The 16,290-nt window shown below is 40.7% G+C and carries 17 protein-coding genes; 10 read left to right on the forward strand and 7 right to left on the reverse strand.

The genetic code is table 11. From position 1 onward, the window contains the following. Positions 1 to 550: 550 nt before the first annotated feature. The gene (gene ybaK / locus NDM98_RS11170) at positions 551 to 1,033 is read left to right on the forward strand and encodes a Cys-tRNA(Pro) deacylase (protein WP_251607519.1); all 483 of its coding nucleotides are present in this window, start codon (positions 551 to 553) and stop codon (positions 1,031 to 1,033) included. A gap of 51 nt (positions 1,034 to 1,084) precedes the next feature. Here the strand turns inward: ybaK and speE are convergent, their stop codons facing one another. Continuing rightward, positions 1,085 to 1,912 carry a spermidine synthase gene (gene speE / locus NDM98_RS11175; RefSeq protein WP_251609100.1) on the reverse strand — a complete coding sequence of 276 codons (828 nt, stop codon included), beginning with the start codon at positions 1,910 to 1,912 and terminating at the stop codon, positions 1,085 to 1,087. A 136-nt stretch (positions 1,913 to 2,048) separates the two neighbouring features. Between speE and NDM98_RS11180 the strand changes: the two genes are divergently transcribed. From NDM98_RS11180 to pepF, 3 genes are all read left to right on the forward strand, one after another. Beyond that, positions 2,049 to 4,112: a transglycosylase domain-containing protein gene (locus NDM98_RS11180; RefSeq protein ID WP_251607522.1), complete on the forward strand. Its 2,064-nt coding sequence runs from the start codon at positions 2,049 to 2,051 to the stop codon at positions 4,110 to 4,112. Positions 4,113 to 4,130: 18 nt separating this feature from the next. Then, positions 4,131 to 4,322 (forward strand): hypothetical protein, encoded by a 192-nt coding sequence (locus tag NDM98_RS11185; RefSeq protein ID WP_251607525.1) that lies wholly within the window; start codon positions 4,131 to 4,133, stop codon positions 4,320 to 4,322. 99 nt (positions 4,323 to 4,421) lie between these two features. Next, complete coding sequence (gene pepF, locus NDM98_RS11190; RefSeq protein ID WP_251607528.1) at positions 4,422 to 6,209, forward strand: oligoendopeptidase F; 1,788 nt, start codon at positions 4,422 to 4,424, stop codon at positions 6,207 to 6,209. A gap of 140 nt (positions 6,210 to 6,349) precedes the next feature. Here pepF and NDM98_RS11195 read toward each other — a convergent pair whose 3' ends face one another. Continuing rightward, positions 6,350 to 6,877: a YwhD family protein gene (locus NDM98_RS11195; RefSeq protein WP_251607531.1), complete on the reverse strand. Its 528-nt coding sequence runs from the start codon at positions 6,875 to 6,877 to the stop codon at positions 6,350 to 6,352. Positions 6,878 to 7,152: 275 nt separating this feature from the next. On the opposite strand from NDM98_RS11195, the gene NDM98_RS11200 reads away from it, so the two are divergent. Genes NDM98_RS11200 through thmT form a run of 4 tightly spaced genes read left to right on the forward strand, consistent with a single transcriptional unit; the run spans position 7,153 to position 9,199 of the window. After that, positions 7,153 to 8,076, forward strand: a complete 924-nt coding sequence (locus NDM98_RS11200) for a processed acidic surface protein (RefSeq protein ID WP_251607534.1) — start codon at positions 7,153 to 7,155, stop codon at positions 8,074 to 8,076. Then, positions 8,027 to 8,296, forward strand: a complete 270-nt coding sequence (locus NDM98_RS11205) for an LPXTG cell wall anchor domain-containing protein (protein ID WP_251607537.1) — start codon at positions 8,027 to 8,029, stop codon at positions 8,294 to 8,296. The genes NDM98_RS11200 and NDM98_RS11205 overlap by 50 nt, the downstream gene beginning before the upstream one ends. Further along, positions 8,293 to 8,964 carry a class D sortase, LPxTATN-specific gene (srtD, locus tag NDM98_RS11210; protein WP_251607540.1) on the forward strand — a complete coding sequence of 224 codons (672 nt, stop codon included), beginning with the start codon at positions 8,293 to 8,295 and terminating at the stop codon, positions 8,962 to 8,964. Before NDM98_RS11205 ends, srtD begins: the two co-directional genes overlap by 4 nt. Before the next feature lie 46 nt (positions 8,965 to 9,010). Next, positions 9,011 to 9,199 carry a 2-hydroxymuconate tautomerase gene (gene thmT, locus NDM98_RS11215; RefSeq protein WP_251607543.1) on the forward strand — a complete coding sequence of 63 codons (189 nt, stop codon included), beginning with the start codon at positions 9,011 to 9,013 and terminating at the stop codon, positions 9,197 to 9,199. 23 nt (positions 9,200 to 9,222) lie between these two features. On the opposite strand, the gene NDM98_RS11220 is transcribed toward thmT, so the two are convergent. The 4 genes from NDM98_RS11220 to NDM98_RS11235 form a co-directional block, all read right to left on the reverse strand. Continuing rightward, positions 9,223 to 9,417: a hypothetical protein gene (locus NDM98_RS11220; protein WP_251607546.1), complete on the reverse strand. Its 195-nt coding sequence runs from the start codon at positions 9,415 to 9,417 to the stop codon at positions 9,223 to 9,225. Positions 9,418 to 9,535: 118 nt separating this feature from the next. Further along, complete coding sequence (locus NDM98_RS11225; RefSeq protein ID WP_251607549.1) at positions 9,536 to 10,030, reverse strand: YwgA family protein; 495 nt, start codon at positions 10,028 to 10,030, stop codon at positions 9,536 to 9,538. 11 nt (positions 10,031 to 10,041) lie between these two features. Next, complete coding sequence (locus NDM98_RS11230; protein WP_251607552.1) at positions 10,042 to 11,346, reverse strand: HD domain-containing protein; 1,305 nt, start codon at positions 11,344 to 11,346, stop codon at positions 10,042 to 10,044. A gap of 43 nt (positions 11,347 to 11,389) precedes the next feature. Next, positions 11,390 to 12,709, reverse strand: a complete 1,320-nt coding sequence (locus tag NDM98_RS11235; RefSeq protein ID WP_251607554.1) for a dicarboxylate/amino acid:cation symporter — start codon at positions 12,707 to 12,709, stop codon at positions 11,390 to 11,392. A 247-nt stretch (positions 12,710 to 12,956) separates the two neighbouring features. On the opposite strand from NDM98_RS11235, the gene NDM98_RS11240 reads away from it, so the two are divergent. After that, positions 12,957 to 13,793, forward strand: coding sequence for a lipoate--protein ligase family protein (locus tag NDM98_RS11240; RefSeq protein ID WP_251607556.1), 837 nt, complete (start codon positions 12,957 to 12,959; stop codon positions 13,791 to 13,793). 175 nt (positions 13,794 to 13,968) lie between these two features. On the opposite strand, the gene pta is transcribed toward NDM98_RS11240, so the two are convergent. After that, on the reverse strand, positions 13,969 to 14,961 hold the full coding sequence (gene pta, locus NDM98_RS11245; protein WP_251607558.1) for a phosphate acetyltransferase: 993 nt from the start codon (positions 14,959 to 14,961) through the stop codon (positions 13,969 to 13,971). A gap of 295 nt (positions 14,962 to 15,256) precedes the next feature. Here pta and hemQ point away from each other — a divergent pair, with 295 nt between their 5' ends. Continuing rightward, a complete protein-coding gene (gene hemQ / locus NDM98_RS11250; RefSeq protein ID WP_251607560.1) occupies positions 15,257 to 16,006 on the forward strand; it encodes a hydrogen peroxide-dependent heme synthase in 750 nt (249 codons plus the stop codon). Positions 16,007 to 16,290: the final 284 nt, after the last annotated feature.

The following is a 16,290-nucleotide window of genomic DNA, read 5'->3' on the forward strand; positions in this document are numbered from 1 at the left end:
GCCGGTGCGGATGCATCGGTTTTTTTGCGGTTGGATTGGGGAGTGGGTGCGATAGTCAGGTGGCCATTGCTCCAATTTGAGGGCTATCGCTCCAGTTTCGGCTTCCATTGCTCCAATTCGGGGGCCATCGCTCCAGTTTCGGCTTCCATTGCTCCAATTCGGGGGCCATCGCTCCAGTTTCGGCTTCCATTGCTCCAATATGGGGGCCATCGCTCCAGTTTTGGCTTCCATTGCTTCAATTCAGGGGCCATCGCTCCAGTTTTGGCTTCCATTGCTTCAATTCAGGGGCTATCGCTCCAGTTTCGGCTTCCATTGCTCCAATTCAGGGGCCATCGCTCCAGTTTTGGCTTCCATTGCTCCAATCCGAGGGCTATCGTTTCGATTCCAACATCCATCGTTTCAATCTCCTCTCCATCGTTTCAATCCGACCCTCCATCATTTCACTTCCCTCCCACTCACTCCATTCCATCCCCCACACAACTTTGACAACCCTATCAACTTCTATCATCATAAATAAATATCGACCTACTACCAAAGAGGGTGTTTCTAGTTGAAGAAAATCAAAACAAATGCCAGCCGACTGCTTGATCAGCAGAATATTTCTTATTCGATTCTTCTATACGAAACGAAGGATGGGAAAATTGATGGGTTATCGGTGGCTGAAAAAACAGACCAGAACCCTGATCACGTCTTTAAAACGTTGGTGACGCAGGGCTCGAGTAAGCAGCACTATGTTTTTTTAGTGAGAGTAACTGATGAGCTTCACCTGAAAAATGCAGCAAAGGCCGTTCAGGAAAAACAACTGACAATGATTCCGGTTAAGGATATTCAGTCAACTACAGGCTACATGCGTGGTGGTTGTTCTCCAATTGCGATGAAACGCACCTTTCCCACGATCCTGGATGAGAGTGCGCTGCACCAAAACGAGATCATCATTAGCGGCGGAAAAATTGGTGTGCAGTTAAAGTTAAGCGTAGAGTCACTCATTCAACTTACCCAAGCCAAAACGGCACAAATCGCGAAAGAAAAATAAAAGCCATCCATTGCTGAAATTTCAGCAACGGATGGCTTTTAGCATGACTACTTATTTTAATAGATCGCCAACAAACTTTGGAAGTGCAAAGGCTGCTGTGTGGATCTCTTTTGTGTAATACTTTGAGTCGATTTCGTGGAATCGCTCATCGCTCACTTCAAGTGGATCGTGCTTTTTTGATCCGATTGTAAAAGTCCACAGTCCACTCGGGTAGGTTGGAATATTTGCAGTATATACACGTGTGATCGGGAAAATCTCGCTAATATCCTTGTACACTGTGCGAATAAGCTCTTCCTGGAACCATGGGTTGTCAGTCTGTGCGACAAATACGCCATCTTCTTTTAATGCTTTTGAGATGCCTTCATAGAATCCTTTTTCAAAAAGCTTCACAGCTGGTCCAACAGGCTCTGTTGAATCGACCATAATGACATCGTACTCAGCCTCTGATTGGGCAATATGCATAAAGCCATCTGCAATTTGAACATCCACGCGCTCATCGTCTAATGCTCCAGCAATGGTAGGAAGATATTTTTTCGAGTACTCCACTACTTTGCCGTCAATCTCCACAAGAGTAGCTTTCTCTACAGATGGGTGTTTTAACACTTCACGGATTACGCCACCGTCTCCTCCACCAACTACTAACACGTGTTTAGGATTTGGGTGCGTAAATAATGGAACGTGTGCAACCATCTCGTGATAGACAAACTCATCTCTTTCGGTTGTCATCACCATGCCATCAAGAACTAGCATATTACCGAATTCCTCTGTTTCAATCATATCTAGCTGTTGAAACTCGGTTTTTTCTGTATGTAATGTACGTTTAATTTTCGCTGTAATACCAAAGCGTTCTGTTTGTTTTTCTGTATACCATAATTCCATATCATTCACCTCATCTGATTTTGCATGTAACACAGCAAGTATATAGCAAAAAAACCGCCGTGCCAATTCATGTTTAAAAAATCGCATAACTACCTATCCTGTATGTATTAAAGACATATTGGAGGTGGCATAAGGTATGCAAATTGTTCTTAGTCGCAAGAAAAAAAGACGTATTCGTTTTTTTCGCTTTATGATTCGTTCGCTATTACTTGCTCTTATTCTATCAGGTCTCTTTATTCTTGGTTTGCTATCTTATACCAGAATGCAAGGCCCTCCCCCTATCCAAGTCTCCGAAACCACTGTTTTGTATGGGGCAGATGGATCTGTTATTGGTGAGGATCATGGCGGGCAAAACCGTTACTGGGTTTCTTTTGATAATATTTCTTCGTATGTAAGTGACGCTACCGTATCTATAGAGGACCGCAAATTTTATGAGCATTTTGGATTTGACCCTTGGCGTATAGGTGGAGCCATCATAGCAAATATTAAAGCTGGATCAAGCGCTCAAGGTGCAAGTACGATTACGCAGCAATATGCACGGAATTTATATTTAACTCATGAAAAAACATGGTCTCGTAAATGGAATGAATTAATGTACTCACTACGTCTTGAGATGAACTATAGCAAAGAAGAGATTCTTGAGGGGTATCTGAATACTGTCTATTACGGACACGGTGCGTATGGAATCGAGGCTGCTTCTACGTTTTTCTATAACAAATCTGCATCCGATTTAAGCTTGGCGGAAGCTGCCATGCTTGCGGGCATTCCTAAAGGACCTAGCTACTATTCTCCAATTATTGATTTTGATCGAGCAAAAGCTAGACAGGAGTTAATCCTAACCAGCATGGTTGAAAATGGCTACCTAACAGCCGCTGAAGCCGAGACAGCCAAAGCCGAAAAACTTGTGTTTAAAGAAGCTGAAGCCGAAGCAACGGAAGTGATTGGCCCTTATTTTCAAGATGTCATTACAAGCCAATTAACAACTCTTTTGGATCTAAGTGAGGATGAGCTTGAAACGGGTGGGTATCATATCTATACAACACTTGATCCCAAGATGCAAAAAGAAGCTGAGCATTGGGTCCAAGAGGAAATGCCTGATTCTGATTTGCAAACCTCTCTAGTGGCCATTGACCCTAAAACGGGGGGTGTACGGGCAATGGTTGGCGGTGTTAACTATGCGGAGAGTAGCTATAACCGAGCTACACAAAGCAAACGAGAGCCAGGTTCGACTATTAAACCGCTACTTTACTATGAAGCGCTGCAGCATGGGTTCACAGCTGCTTCGACGTTTATGAGTGAGCCGACGGAATTTACGTATGATGAAGGAAGACAAACGTACTCTCCAGACAACTTCAACCATCATTACGCAAATGATTTTATTACAATGCAGCAAGCTTTGGCCGTTTCCGATAATATATTTGCCATTAAAACTCACCTATTTATCGGTCCAGACAAACTCGTAGATCTAGCGCAGGTATTGGGGTTAGGGCAGTTTAACAATGTTCCCTCTCTAGCTCTAGGTTCAGAGGCAGTGAGTCTACTTGATTTAACAAACAGCTATGTGCCATTTGCAAATAACGGATTATTTGGTGAACCGCAATTTATCGAAAAAGTAGAAGATGCGGAAGGGACTATTTTATATGAACAAGGGCCAGACCTTAAGCCAACCTTGGATCCTACTTCAACATTCTTGATGACAGAGATGATGACAGGTATGTTTGACCCTGCCTTAAATGGCTATACAACAGTGACCGGAAACTCTGTTGTGCCGCTATTGCATCGACCGGTAGCAGGCAAATCAGGCTCGACTCCTTATGATAGCTGGATGGTCGGCTTTACACCACAGCTTGTAACAGGGATTTGGGTTGGACATGACCGTGATAAAAAGCTCGATCAACTCTCGGAAGGACCCATTTCAAAAAAAATCTGGGCGAACTTTACAGAGCATGCTTTGGAAGGAAAGTTGAAGTTACCTTTTCACGAGCCAGGCGGAGTGGTTCAAGTAGAAGTAGATCCGCAGAGTGGCCTACTTGCAAATGATGCGTGCCCAGGCGGTGTATCTATGTTTTTTAAAGCAGGCACTGAGCCCACTTCTTCTTGCAGTACACCTGAAGAGGAAGAAAAACTCGAGGAACAAAAGCAGGAGAAAGAACGATTTATTGATCGCTTCAAAAAGTGGTTTGGACAAGATGACCATTAAGTCAAAAGGAGAGTATGCATGAGTAGACGTTCAAAAATTGCTCTAATCGTAGCCCTGACCACCACCTTTGGTCAGGTTCTAATCTTCTTCATCGCTGCCATGATAACAGGAAATTGGAAATTGCTCGTTTGGAGCTCCTCTTTTGGCGTTTTGGTTGGAATTCCAGTTCTATTAATAGTCATGCGGCAAATTCGATTAAAAAAATCTTAATGGAACTGTATGCTCCATGGGCAAATTGCATACCTATAAAGAGAAGTTCATGAAGGAACATGCTACACTATGCATACCATACCTCGAAGGAGTGAAGAAATGACGACATATAAAACTAGACAAGACATCCCTGAAGAAGAGAAATGGAATTTAGACGATCTTTATGCAGAAGAATCTGAATGGCACAGTGATCTCAAAAAAGTAGAAGCATTAGCCCAAGACCTCGCTAGCTATGATGGCAAGATACAAGACGGACAATCCCTTTATGATTTTTTGAAAAAACAAGAGGATCTCAGCTTTATCTTTACGAAGGTTTTTGCTTATGCAATGTTCAGTACTGACATCGATACGCGTGACTCAAACGCTCAATCCTTAAAGGACCGTGCGACACAGGTTAGCGTGAAGGTTGGTTCTGCTACCTCATTTTTTATGCCTTTCCTCTTAACATTAGACGAAGACACGTTAAAGGCATACATACAGGAAGTGAAAGAGCTTGAATACTTTGAGGAGGATCTTTGGGATTCTTTCCGCTACAAAGCTCATGTTTTAACGAAAGAGAAAGAAGAGGTTTTATCTGCGCTTGGTGAAGCTCTTTCATCACCGGACCGAACATTTGGCATGCTTAATAATGCAGATATCGTTTTTGGAAAAGTAACCAATGAAGATGGCGAAAAAGTAGAGATGACTCGAGGAATGTACTCTAAGCTTATCGAAGACGACGATCGAAGCAAACGAAAAGAAGCATACAAGGCATATTATAAGCCTTATGTGCAGCTTAGCAACACAATCGCTTCCACCCTTTCATCTGCGATTAAGAATAACGTGACCGTTTCTCAGCTGCGTCAATATGATTCGGCTCTTGGCAAATCCCTATTTGGTGATAATGTGCCAACAGAAGTCTATGACAACTTAATTGCTACAGCTAAGAAAAACCTAGAACCGTACCACCGCTATACAGCTATTCGCAAGGAAATTCTCGGTGTTGATGAACTACGACAATACGACTTAAACGTATCACTTGTGAGTGGAGCCAAAAAGGATATTTCGTATGAAGAAGCATACGATACGATGTTGACAGCTCTTGCTCCACTTGGAGAAGAATACATTCAGACACTCAAAGATTTCAAAGAGAAACGCTATATTGATGTCCGTGAAACACCAGCAAAACGCTCTGGCGCTTATAACATGGGTGTGTATGGCGTCCATCCATTTGTGCTATTAAATCATCATGATGATTTAGACAGCTTATTCACGTTAGCACACGAAATGGGCCATGCGATGCACAGTCATTATTCAAGTAAACATCAGCCGCAGATCACTGCAAGTTATACGATTTTTGTTGCTGAAGTTGCTTCTACTGTAAATGAAGTTCTGCTCATTCATCATTTGCTTGAGCATTCAACAGACAAAGAGGTACGCAAATATTTGCTAAACCATTTTATTGATCAATTCCGCGGTACCTTCTTTACTCAGGTCATGTTTGCTGAATTTGAAAAACGTACACATGAGCTAGCCGAGCAAGGTGAGCCGTTAAATGCTGATAAGTTCAACGAGATTTATGAAGAATTGTTCCGCGAATATAACGGTCCTGACATTGTTTTTGATGAAGAAGTGAAATATGGTTGGTCTCGTATTCCACACTTCTACCGTCCATTTTATGTATACAAATATTCAACCGGGTTCGCCTCTTCCATCCAAATTGCCAAACGTATTTTGGATAAAGAAGAAGGAGCGCTTGAAGACTATCATGCCTTTCTTAAAAGCGGAAGCTCAGATTACCCACTTGAGCTATTGAAAAAAGCAGGAGTAGACTTAACTACTCCAGAACCAATCGAATCTGCCCTCGCTTATTTGGGAGAGATCGTTACTGAGTTTGAGTCGCTATAATGTTAAAAAGGAAGTAGACACCAACCGTGTCTACTTCCTTTTTTATCGTTACCGACCAAGTAATGGGGACATGACAAGAATACCTACAATCAGACCCATGACAAAAATGAGTATATATCGTTTCATAGGAGATCTTACATTCAATCCCTGCTTAATGCTTCATGCAGCTCTTCTTCAGAGTGATTCCACATATCCTCATTATGATTTTTCAAAAATTCCGCAAGCAACACTCGAGATTTTTTCTCCATATCATCCACAACAATTTTTCCTTTTAAGGACTTATCCATTTTGTTTACATGTTCGGGCATACTTTTATATCCGCGTCTAATCTCGAGATCAACCAGCATTTCACAGCCTGCTACTCCACCATAGTAAGGCTTTCCTTCCTTACTTAAGATCGTTACCCATACCAACCAATAAAGCTTACCGTTTGGTACTTTATCTTTTTCTTTTAAGAATTTAATTCTCTTTTCAACAGCCGATCGAGCATGAAGGGCGCCTAGATCAACTTTTACCTCTTCATCATCAGGGCTCACAAATACAGGTGTGACGTTATCTAGGTTTAGAGTACCAGCACCATAGCCACCGTGACCATCTGTTGAGTCTCCACTTAAAATGGTAAAGCCATCTGTTTTTTTCTTGAGATTCTTATTATTTAATAAATCCATTATCCGAACTCCCTTTCAAGATCATCCGTTTGATTTATTATAGTTTAACACAATGGTACGGTTGAAACTATTCTTCAGCACAGGCAAACTTCGACATATTTCTCTATCCACCGACAATAGCATACAAGAGTTATCAGGAATATATAGCAGTATTTCGACGTTATCAAGAGATAATATAAAATAATTATAAAATATGAAATTATATATAGATATTCAAAGATTTTCGGACTATAATCATCTCAGCACTATACAATATATTCCGTAGGAGGAAAAACATGAAGCGTTTTGTATCAATGTTTTTAGTTGTTGCACTTTTGGTTTTCTCTGTACCATCTGTTAGTTTTGCTGCAGTAAGTGAGGAAGAGTTAGAAAGTCTTTTAACAGAAAAGAATATTACTAGAGAACAACTAGATAGTTATCTTGCTGATTTTTTTGACTTTACCGTTGATGACTTCGATGACTATGAGTACTTATATTGGTTTGTCTGGACTGTGGATGGCGATGATCCTGATGAAGGCATACCTTATATTGAACATACCCTTGGCAACTTCGGTATTACATATGACGAGCTAGTTTCCCTGCTTGCCGAGAACGATAAAACAATCAATGATTTTGTATTCATTGAAGAACTAGATACTTATCTGTTTGAAAACTATGAGTGGGATTGGGATGAAGAATGGCCAGAAGAGCCTTACTATGAAGGCTTTTTCACAGAGTTCGGTTTCACTTATAAAGAATTAGACAACTTGTTTGAGCACTTATTTAAAATTATTGAGGAGAACCCAGAATCTGTAGAAAAGCTATCTTCACTAGCGGATCGTTTAGAAGCATTTGATGGCTTTGAGTCAGCAACTGAGCTAACAGCTGAAGAAATTGCTGAGTTGTTTTTAATTGGAACAGAATTAATTGATGTTCTGAAGATGAATCCTGAGTTCTTTTTAGCTAAGCCAGGAGAGCAAAAGCCAATTAGCTTTACTGATCTTATGAAACTGACAAAAATTGAAGGTTATGATTTGTTAATTGTTCTTTATGATTTAGATGGGAACAAGCTAGCTGATTTCATTATCACCTCTGCAATGTTTAATGGAAAAACGATTAACGATGCTGGTGGAGATATCGATGAGGCTGGTAAAGTAACAGAAGAAAAAGTTGAAAACAAAACAGAAAACGAAAACAAAACTCCTGCTCCTCCAAGCTAAAGAAAAATTAGCTAAAGCAGAAAAGAAAACAGCCAAAGCAAGTGACAGTAAAAAAACGGCTGCTAAAAGTGATTCTGGTTCATCTAAAAAAGTAACAAAAACAGTTGATGGTGCAAAAATGCCGAAAACCGCTACATCGTATCCAACTTACACATTGATTGGACTACTTATTACTCTAGGTGGCGTATTCTTATTCCGTCGGTTTAAGACTGCATCATGAGAAAGAATCAACTAAACAGGACGAAACGCTATAAAAAGCGTTTCATCCTTCTTTTTTTAACTGGCGCACTAATCATATGTGGGCTTTTGTTCACCACAACAAATGCGTACAAATTTGCTAAAGGATACTTTTTGTTTAAAACAGCAGAAGTAGGAGCACAGAGCAAAACTCAAATTGAACAGCCTATTGATGAAAAACAGCCGGAGGAACCGTCTGAACCAATCGACTGGTGGCCCGAGCAAGGTGAGTTAATGGGTGAGTTAGAGATTCCGTCACTTGAAGCAACGCTACCTGTTTATCACGGTACGGACGATAATGAGTTGGATCAGGGAGTGGGCCACTTTGCTCAAAGTGTGCTTCCAGGTGACCCAGATAACTCTGTATTGTCTGGCCATCGAGATACGGTTTTTCGCAAGCTTGGTGAGGTTGGCGAGGGCGATACATTAATTGTCCGCACTCGTATTGGTGAATACACTTACAAGATTTTCAGAGAGCGTATTGTTGATGAGGACGACCGTACGGTTATTGTTTCAACCGACGATGCACAATTAACGTTAACCACCTGCTATCCATTTGACTTTGTCGGAGAGGCACCTGATCGGTATGTGCTAGAAGCTGAGTTAGTGAATACGACTCTTTATCCTGAACTTGTTGATTTTGAATCTTAAGTTCTTCTGCTATACTACTAGTAGACGATTATAAGGAGGACAAAAGATGCCAATTGTAACAGTTAAAATGCTTGAGGGTCGTAATGATGATCAGAAAAAAGCACTGATTGAACAGGTAACTTCAGCAGTTGTTGAAACGGTGGATGCTCCTCCAGAAAATGTGACAGTTATTATTGAAGAAATGAAACACGAGCACTATGGCAAAGCAGGAAAGCGCCCGTCTGTATTAGATTAATGAATAAAAAGAAGGACACTTGATTACCGCTCAAGTGTCCTTCTTTTCTTCGGGAATTTATCTCTTTTTATATAATGATGTACACAGAACCATGTAACAAAAATGACCGCGAGTATTGTATATCCAGCTATTGGCTTATCTATCATTAGCCATAGCAACAATGGAATGCCAGCACCAAACAATAACCAAAACAACACAACATAACTGAAGAGCTTCATTGTCCTCACCTTTCACGTTGTCAAAAGTCTATTTTCACTATATAAAAATAAGACTTTTGAAGCCATAGAAAAGCTGTATAAAAACATGTGAGATTATGTCAGCAAGATGATTACACGTTCATTTTTCAAGATTCTGCTTGTACTCCAATGCCTTCTCAAACTCTTCATCTGTATACTTTTGCTTAGGTTTTACTGAGATTACCTTCTGTTTTAATTCCTCACCACTTAAATGATCGAAATACAATAAGGTGGACAACAGTTCAAGAAAGCGCGAGCTCTGTTGATTAAGACTATTTGTTACAGCCGTTGCATCGGGCATGTCAATCGATGAAAGCGACAGGAATTGGCTGCCTTCATCCGACAAGCTATAGCGATAATGATAATAATGTCCCTTGTCCTCTTTTACTTCATTCAGTAAACCAAGGTTTGTCAGCTCCTCAATTCGAAGACTAAGCTCTTCGGAATAAGGACCATATACATGGAAGGTATACCGCTCTCGAAATGGAATGTTGAGCTTCTTTTCTATGTAAATCATCTTTTGCAGCTTTTTGCGGCCAATGACTTCACCCGCTTGTGAAAAAAACGTCATGAGTTTCGCATGTTCATCCAGCATATGCTCCTCCTTCACCCTTCTTGAAATAATAGTTTCTTTATCTCTTGTTTTTCCTTCTTAAATTCATCATCCAATTCAAGCCAATCGCCAGGATAGTATAACTTATGGTCCGTACGTTTTTTCCCTGAGATTGATTCAACTAAATCCGATTGTCTCGATAATTCACGGATTTTCCCATTAGGAAGTACCAAATGAATTGGTACCCGCTCCTCTTCCTCACCAGGTCGATAAAAATCATAGGGCAAATCAGATGAAGAGTCTACTACTAAATAGTAATCAGGGTCAAGTCCAGTCGCTGTAAATAACTCCCGTAACCTCGGCCAGTCTGTCATTTGAATATTTGGATTCACTTCTACATATTTAAACAACCGTCTATTAATAAACCGCACACACAAATCCTTTAAGATCTCGTCCTTTTCATCCTGCCAAATTTGAAAATAAAACAGAACAATGGATTCGTCCAAACGTAAATAATCTTCAAGCGTTGGATTCCCATCAAAAAAAGAATATAGATGATACGGTGATTGATTAAACTCATACCCTTGTTTATATAAAAATTTTGCACGATGAAAAATCTTGCTCAAGATCACTTCAGCACTTCTTGTCACAGGGTGAAAATAGACCTGCCAATACATTTGATAACGACTCATGATATAGTCTTCCACCGCATGCATACCACTTTGTTTAATGACAACCTGATCTTCTGTTGGCCTCATGACCCGCAGAATTCGCTCCATGTCAAAATGGCCGTAACTGACTCCAATGTAATACGCATCACGTTGAAGATAATCCATTCGGTCCGCGTCTATTTGACTGGAAATCATGCTTGTTACAAGCTTATTAGAAGACGTTTTTTCAATCACTTCAGCCACATCTTTTGCAAATCTTGGCCCGATTGAAGTTAGAACCTGATTCACTTCAGTGTCACCAAGAATGATGGCGCGTGTCCACTCTTCATGATCCGAGTGAAATACTTTTTCAAACGAATGTGAAAAAGGACCATGACCAATATCATGAAGCAGAGCTGATACAAGTGCCAGCTGTCTGTCTTCCTCATTCCAGTGCGGTCTGCCTTGAAAGACTTCAATCATACGTCTTGTGATTTCGTACACCCCTAGAGAATGGGTGAACCTAGTATGTTCGGCACCATGAAAGGTGATATAGCTTGTCCCTAATTGCCGAACTCGTCTAAGTCGTTGAAACTCTTTTGTTCCAATCAAAGCCCATATTAACTTATCCCGCACATGGATATACCGATGCACCGGATCTTTAAATACCTTCTCTTCATCAAGCAATCCCTGATACGATTCTGTCATGGCCGTTCCTCTCCAATTATGTCGCTAATATTCTTATTATACATCAGCTGAGGAGATCATGAAATGAAAAAACCAAGACAACTAGTTGCAGTCGTCTTGGTTTTTTAAGTTTGTTATGAGGTTGCTGTATATCCTCTTCCTCATCTTTGATATGACCATTTTTACGTTCCCCATGATCCACAATAACTGCACACGCAGCATCACCAGTAATATTTACAGAGGTACGAATCATGTCTAAAATTCGGTCTACCCCAATGACTAACGCAATTCCTTCTGCTGGTAGTCCGACTGATGTTAGAACCATTGCAAGCATAATCATGCCAGCTCCAGGAACCCCGGCCGTACCGATACTAGCTAAAGTAGCGGTCAAAACAACCGTCAAAAGATCAGGGACTGTCAGTGTTTCAGCGTATACCTGTGCAATAAATACAGTAGCAATTGCTTGCATGATTGCTGTTCCATCCATGTTAATTGTAGCCCCAAGCGGTTGAACAAAACTTGATACTTGTTTGGAAACACCAAGCTTTTCCTGAGCCGTCTTCATGGATAACGGTAACGTACCTGTACTACTCGATAAACTAAATGCCATCGCTATAGCCGGTATGAAATTTTTAAAGAATTTGATAGGATTCATTCGTCCAAGGATCGATACACCTAATCCATACGTAAAGAATGTGTGGATTACTAATGCGCCCACTACGCAGAGCATATACATCGCTAATGATTTCATAGCTGCAAAGCCAGCATTACCAAGAGCTGAAGCAATAAGCGCACCCGCACCATAAGGAGCAAGTTTCATAATAACAGTAACCAAAAACATCATGATTTCGTTACCCTGCTCCAACAATTTTTTAAAGGTTGCAACTTTCTCACCAAGAATCGCAATAGCTACACCAATAAATAATGCGAACGCAATAATTTGGAGCATTTCTCCAGTTGCCATTGCTTCTATCGGGTTAGATGGAATAATATTTGTAATTGTTTCCATAATAGGAGGAGCTTCAGAAACTGAATAATCTTCTTCTCCAGTACCAAGTAAACCTTCGTCTCCAGGTTGCACTATTAATCCGATTGAGAGACCAATGGTCAAAGCAATTGCAGTAGTAGATAAGAAAAACGCGATGGTCTTACCACCTATTCTCCCTAGTTTTTTAGGATCTCCCATTCCTGCTGCACCTAGTGCAATAGAAAAGAAAACAAGTGGAATCACAATCATCATGATTAAGTTCAGAAAAGTCGTACCAATTGGACCAAAGAAATACATGTCTACTGATTCGAATAGTTCTGGTGCAAATACATTAAATAAGATACCAGTAACAATACCGACAAAAAGTCCTATCAAAATTTTCACCGTTAAATTCATACCTATTCCCCCTTCTACTCCAAATTTTTGCTGTTAAAACATATCGAGACTCTTTTCCCTAATTCCAAATAAAAGAAACCTACTTGTTCTATATGTATATATTCAGTTTTCAGCTTAGACATGTTCACAATTGTATCTCAACCATAAAGAGTAATGCAATGGAAAATCATAACTCCTTCTATGGAAGCCACCGTAAGATTGATCATGGTATACTTGTATTATTATATTTGACACAAGGAGAAACAAGATGAATTTCGAAAAGAAAAATCAAAAATTCGCCAAAACATGGCGTTATTTTAACCATTCTAACCGCGGAACAGAATACGCCGCTCTCCAGTCATTTGCCTTTGACGATATGTTATGCCAATCCGTTGGTGAATCTGAAACAGCTGCACTTAGAGCCTGGGTCCACCATCAAACAGTTGTGCTCGGAACTCAGGATTCTCGGTTGCCTTTTATACAGGAAGGACTTGATTTCCTAGTCCCTGACTATCGAGCGATTGTTCGAAATTCAGGAGGACTTGCTGTCATGTTGGACGAAGGAGTGCTGAATCTTTCCCTTATCTTTAAAGAGATGAAGGGTTGGTCCATTAATGCGGGTTATGATCTAATGGTCGAACTCATTCGGACGATGTTCCCTAGTCATAAAGATCAAATTGAAGCACGTGAAATTGTTGGCTCCTATTGTCCAGGAAGCTATGACCTGAGCATAAACGGTAGAAAATTCGCCGGGATCTCACAACGCCGTACAAGAGGTGGCGTAGCTGTACAAATTTACCTCTGTGTAACAGGTAGCGGCTCAGAGCGAGCTGAGGTTATTCGAAGGTTTTACGAAGTAGCCCTTCGCGATGGCGAAGCTCGATACGAAGTTCCAATCATACGACCTGAAACAATGGCCTCACTCGAAGAACTATTAGGTGAGCAATTAACAGTAGATGGTGTCTTACAGCTAGCAACAAATGCCATGAAACAACTAGGCGCTGAGCTCTCACCATCTGAAGCAAGTGAAGAAGAACAAAACCAATTTGAACAGCAGCTTATACGAGTGACGCAGCGCCACGACCGTTGCCTTGCACCTAATTAAATAGCATGGGAAGAGGCTGGATATGATTCCGCCTCTTTTTTGTGGGGAGGATGGGTGGGCCCTTCTTGCGTGCGGTTTCTGTACTCTCATGCGTGCCTTCCTTACCCGCGACTCCCCCCTCGCCCCAACACAAAAAAACGCAGCGGAATTCGCTGCGTTTCTGCTTCTTACCATATTAAACTGTTACACGTTGTTTGATGGCTTGCATCGCTGTGATTAAGCTAAGCTTAAAGACATCGTCTGCGTCACATCCGCGTGATAGATCGTTCACTGGTTTGTTTAAACCTTGCAAGATCGGGCCAATTGCATCGTATCCACCAAGACGCTGAGCAATTTTATAACCTAAGTTACCTGACTCAAGACTTGGGAAAATGAATACATTTGCTTGTCCTTGAAGTGGTGAATTAGGTGCTTTCTTTTGTGCAACAGCTGGAACAAATGCTGCGTCAAATTGGAATTCACCGTCAATCACTAGATCCGGACGAGCTGCTTGGGCAATTTTTGTTGCTTCTGATACTTTTTGCGTTTCTTGAGAAGACGCAGATCCAAGTGTTGAGAAGCTAAGCATAGCTACTTTTGGATCTATATCAAATAGTTTAGCTGTTTCTGCCGTTGCAATCGCAATTTCAGAAAGCTCTTCTGCATTTGGTGCGATGTTAATCGCGCAATCACCAAAGACAAATTTCTGATCTTCTTTTACCATCACAAACACACCAGAAGTACGTTTGATTCCTGGCAACGTTTTAATAATCTGAAAAGCTGGTCTTACAGTGTCGCCAGTTGAATGAGCTGCACCACTAACTAGACCTTCTGCTTTATCCATATAAACAAGCATTGTACCAAAGTAGTTCACATCAAGAAGGATCTTACGTGCGCTTTCTTCGGTTTCTTTTCCTTTACGACGTCCAACAAAAGCTTCGACCATCGCATCAAATTCCGCATAGTCTGCTGGATTGTATATAGTGATTTCTGAAGAAAGTTGAATTCCCTCTTTATTTGCTACTTCGTTAATCGCTTCTGGAGCACCAATTAGAATTGGTTTCACAATACGCTCTTCTGCCAATTTGACAGCTGCTTTTAAAATTCTTTCATCCGTACCTTCTGGAAAAACAATGGTTGGCTGATGTTGTTGGACCTGTTCTTTAATTTGAGTAAACAAATCGCTCATGCCAAACCCCCCTTTACTTTATTCATACCCTGTATACCCTTAGGATACCCCTGTTTTTCGCAAAAGGGAACAGGCATACACAAAGTTGTCATTTTTGCAATTAAAAAAAGTGATGATAAGAATACGCTTACATTCACGCTGTATTTGATGGACATCGCTTACATTTATTTTTCACAAAAAAACGCCTTTTTATGAGCTAAGCTCTCTAAAAGATGTATTCACAATTGGAAATATGATAATGTAAAGTAGGATTGGTCAAAAACAGAGTGATTTGACTTAGGAGGTTTATAAGAAAATGAACGAAGCAGCAAAGACTTTAGATGGATGGTATGTACTACATGATTTCCGCAAAATCGATTGGGCTTCATGGAAACAAGTAGCAAGCGAGGAAAGAGAACAAATTATAAATGAATTGCATACCCTGCTTTCTAATTGGGAGGATGCCATCTCAACAGAATCAGGTACGCACACAATCTACTCCATTTTAGGACAAAAAGCAGATATTATGTTGATGCTAATGCGTCCTACGATGCAAGAACTAAATGAACTAGAAAATGCATTTAATAAAACAAGATTTGCTGAGTTTACAGTCCCCTCTTACTCTTATGTATCAGTGGTTGAGCTAAGTAATTATCTTGCAGCTGAAAGCAACGAAGATCCTTATCAAAACCCACATGTTCGTTCAAGACTTTACCCTACACTTACTGATGCGCCATATGTGTGCTTCTATCCAATGGATAAACGCCGAGACGGTCAGGATAACTGGTATATGCTTGATATGGACGAGCGTCGTTCACTTATGCGCAGTCACGGGATGATTGGACGCAGCTATGCCGGAAAAGTAAAACAGATTATTTCAGGCTCTATCGGATTTGATGATTGGGAATGGGGCGTAACGCTATTTGCTGATGATGTCCTTCAGTTTAAAAAGCTAGTATACGAAATGCGTTTTGACGAAGTATCAGCACGTTACGGAGAGTTTGGTTCATTTTATGTTGGAACCCTACTAAAAAAAGAACAGCTATCACGCTATTTACACGTGTAATGATAAGAAATGGACGACATAACCCGTTGTCCATTTTTTTTGATGGATGAAGTTGGATTGGGATTGCTCTTGGTGAGCCATTTCTTTCTTGATTACGCGCCATGACTCTGAGTAAAGCTCTAATCTTTCTTGAATTAACCTCCTACTTCTGAGTAAAACCTTCACCTTTCTTGATCTCAACCTCTGCTTCTGAATAAAACCTCCATCTTTCTTGATTTCGGCCTCTACTTCTGAATAAAACCCCGTTCTTTCTTGCTATCCACCTCTACCTCTGACTAACCCCC

This window comes from Alkalicoccobacillus plakortidis, from assembly GCF_023703085.1.
In the GTDB taxonomy this organism is placed as follows: domain Bacteria; phylum Bacillota; class Bacilli; order Bacillales; family Bacillaceae_D; genus Alkalicoccobacillus; species Alkalicoccobacillus plakortidis.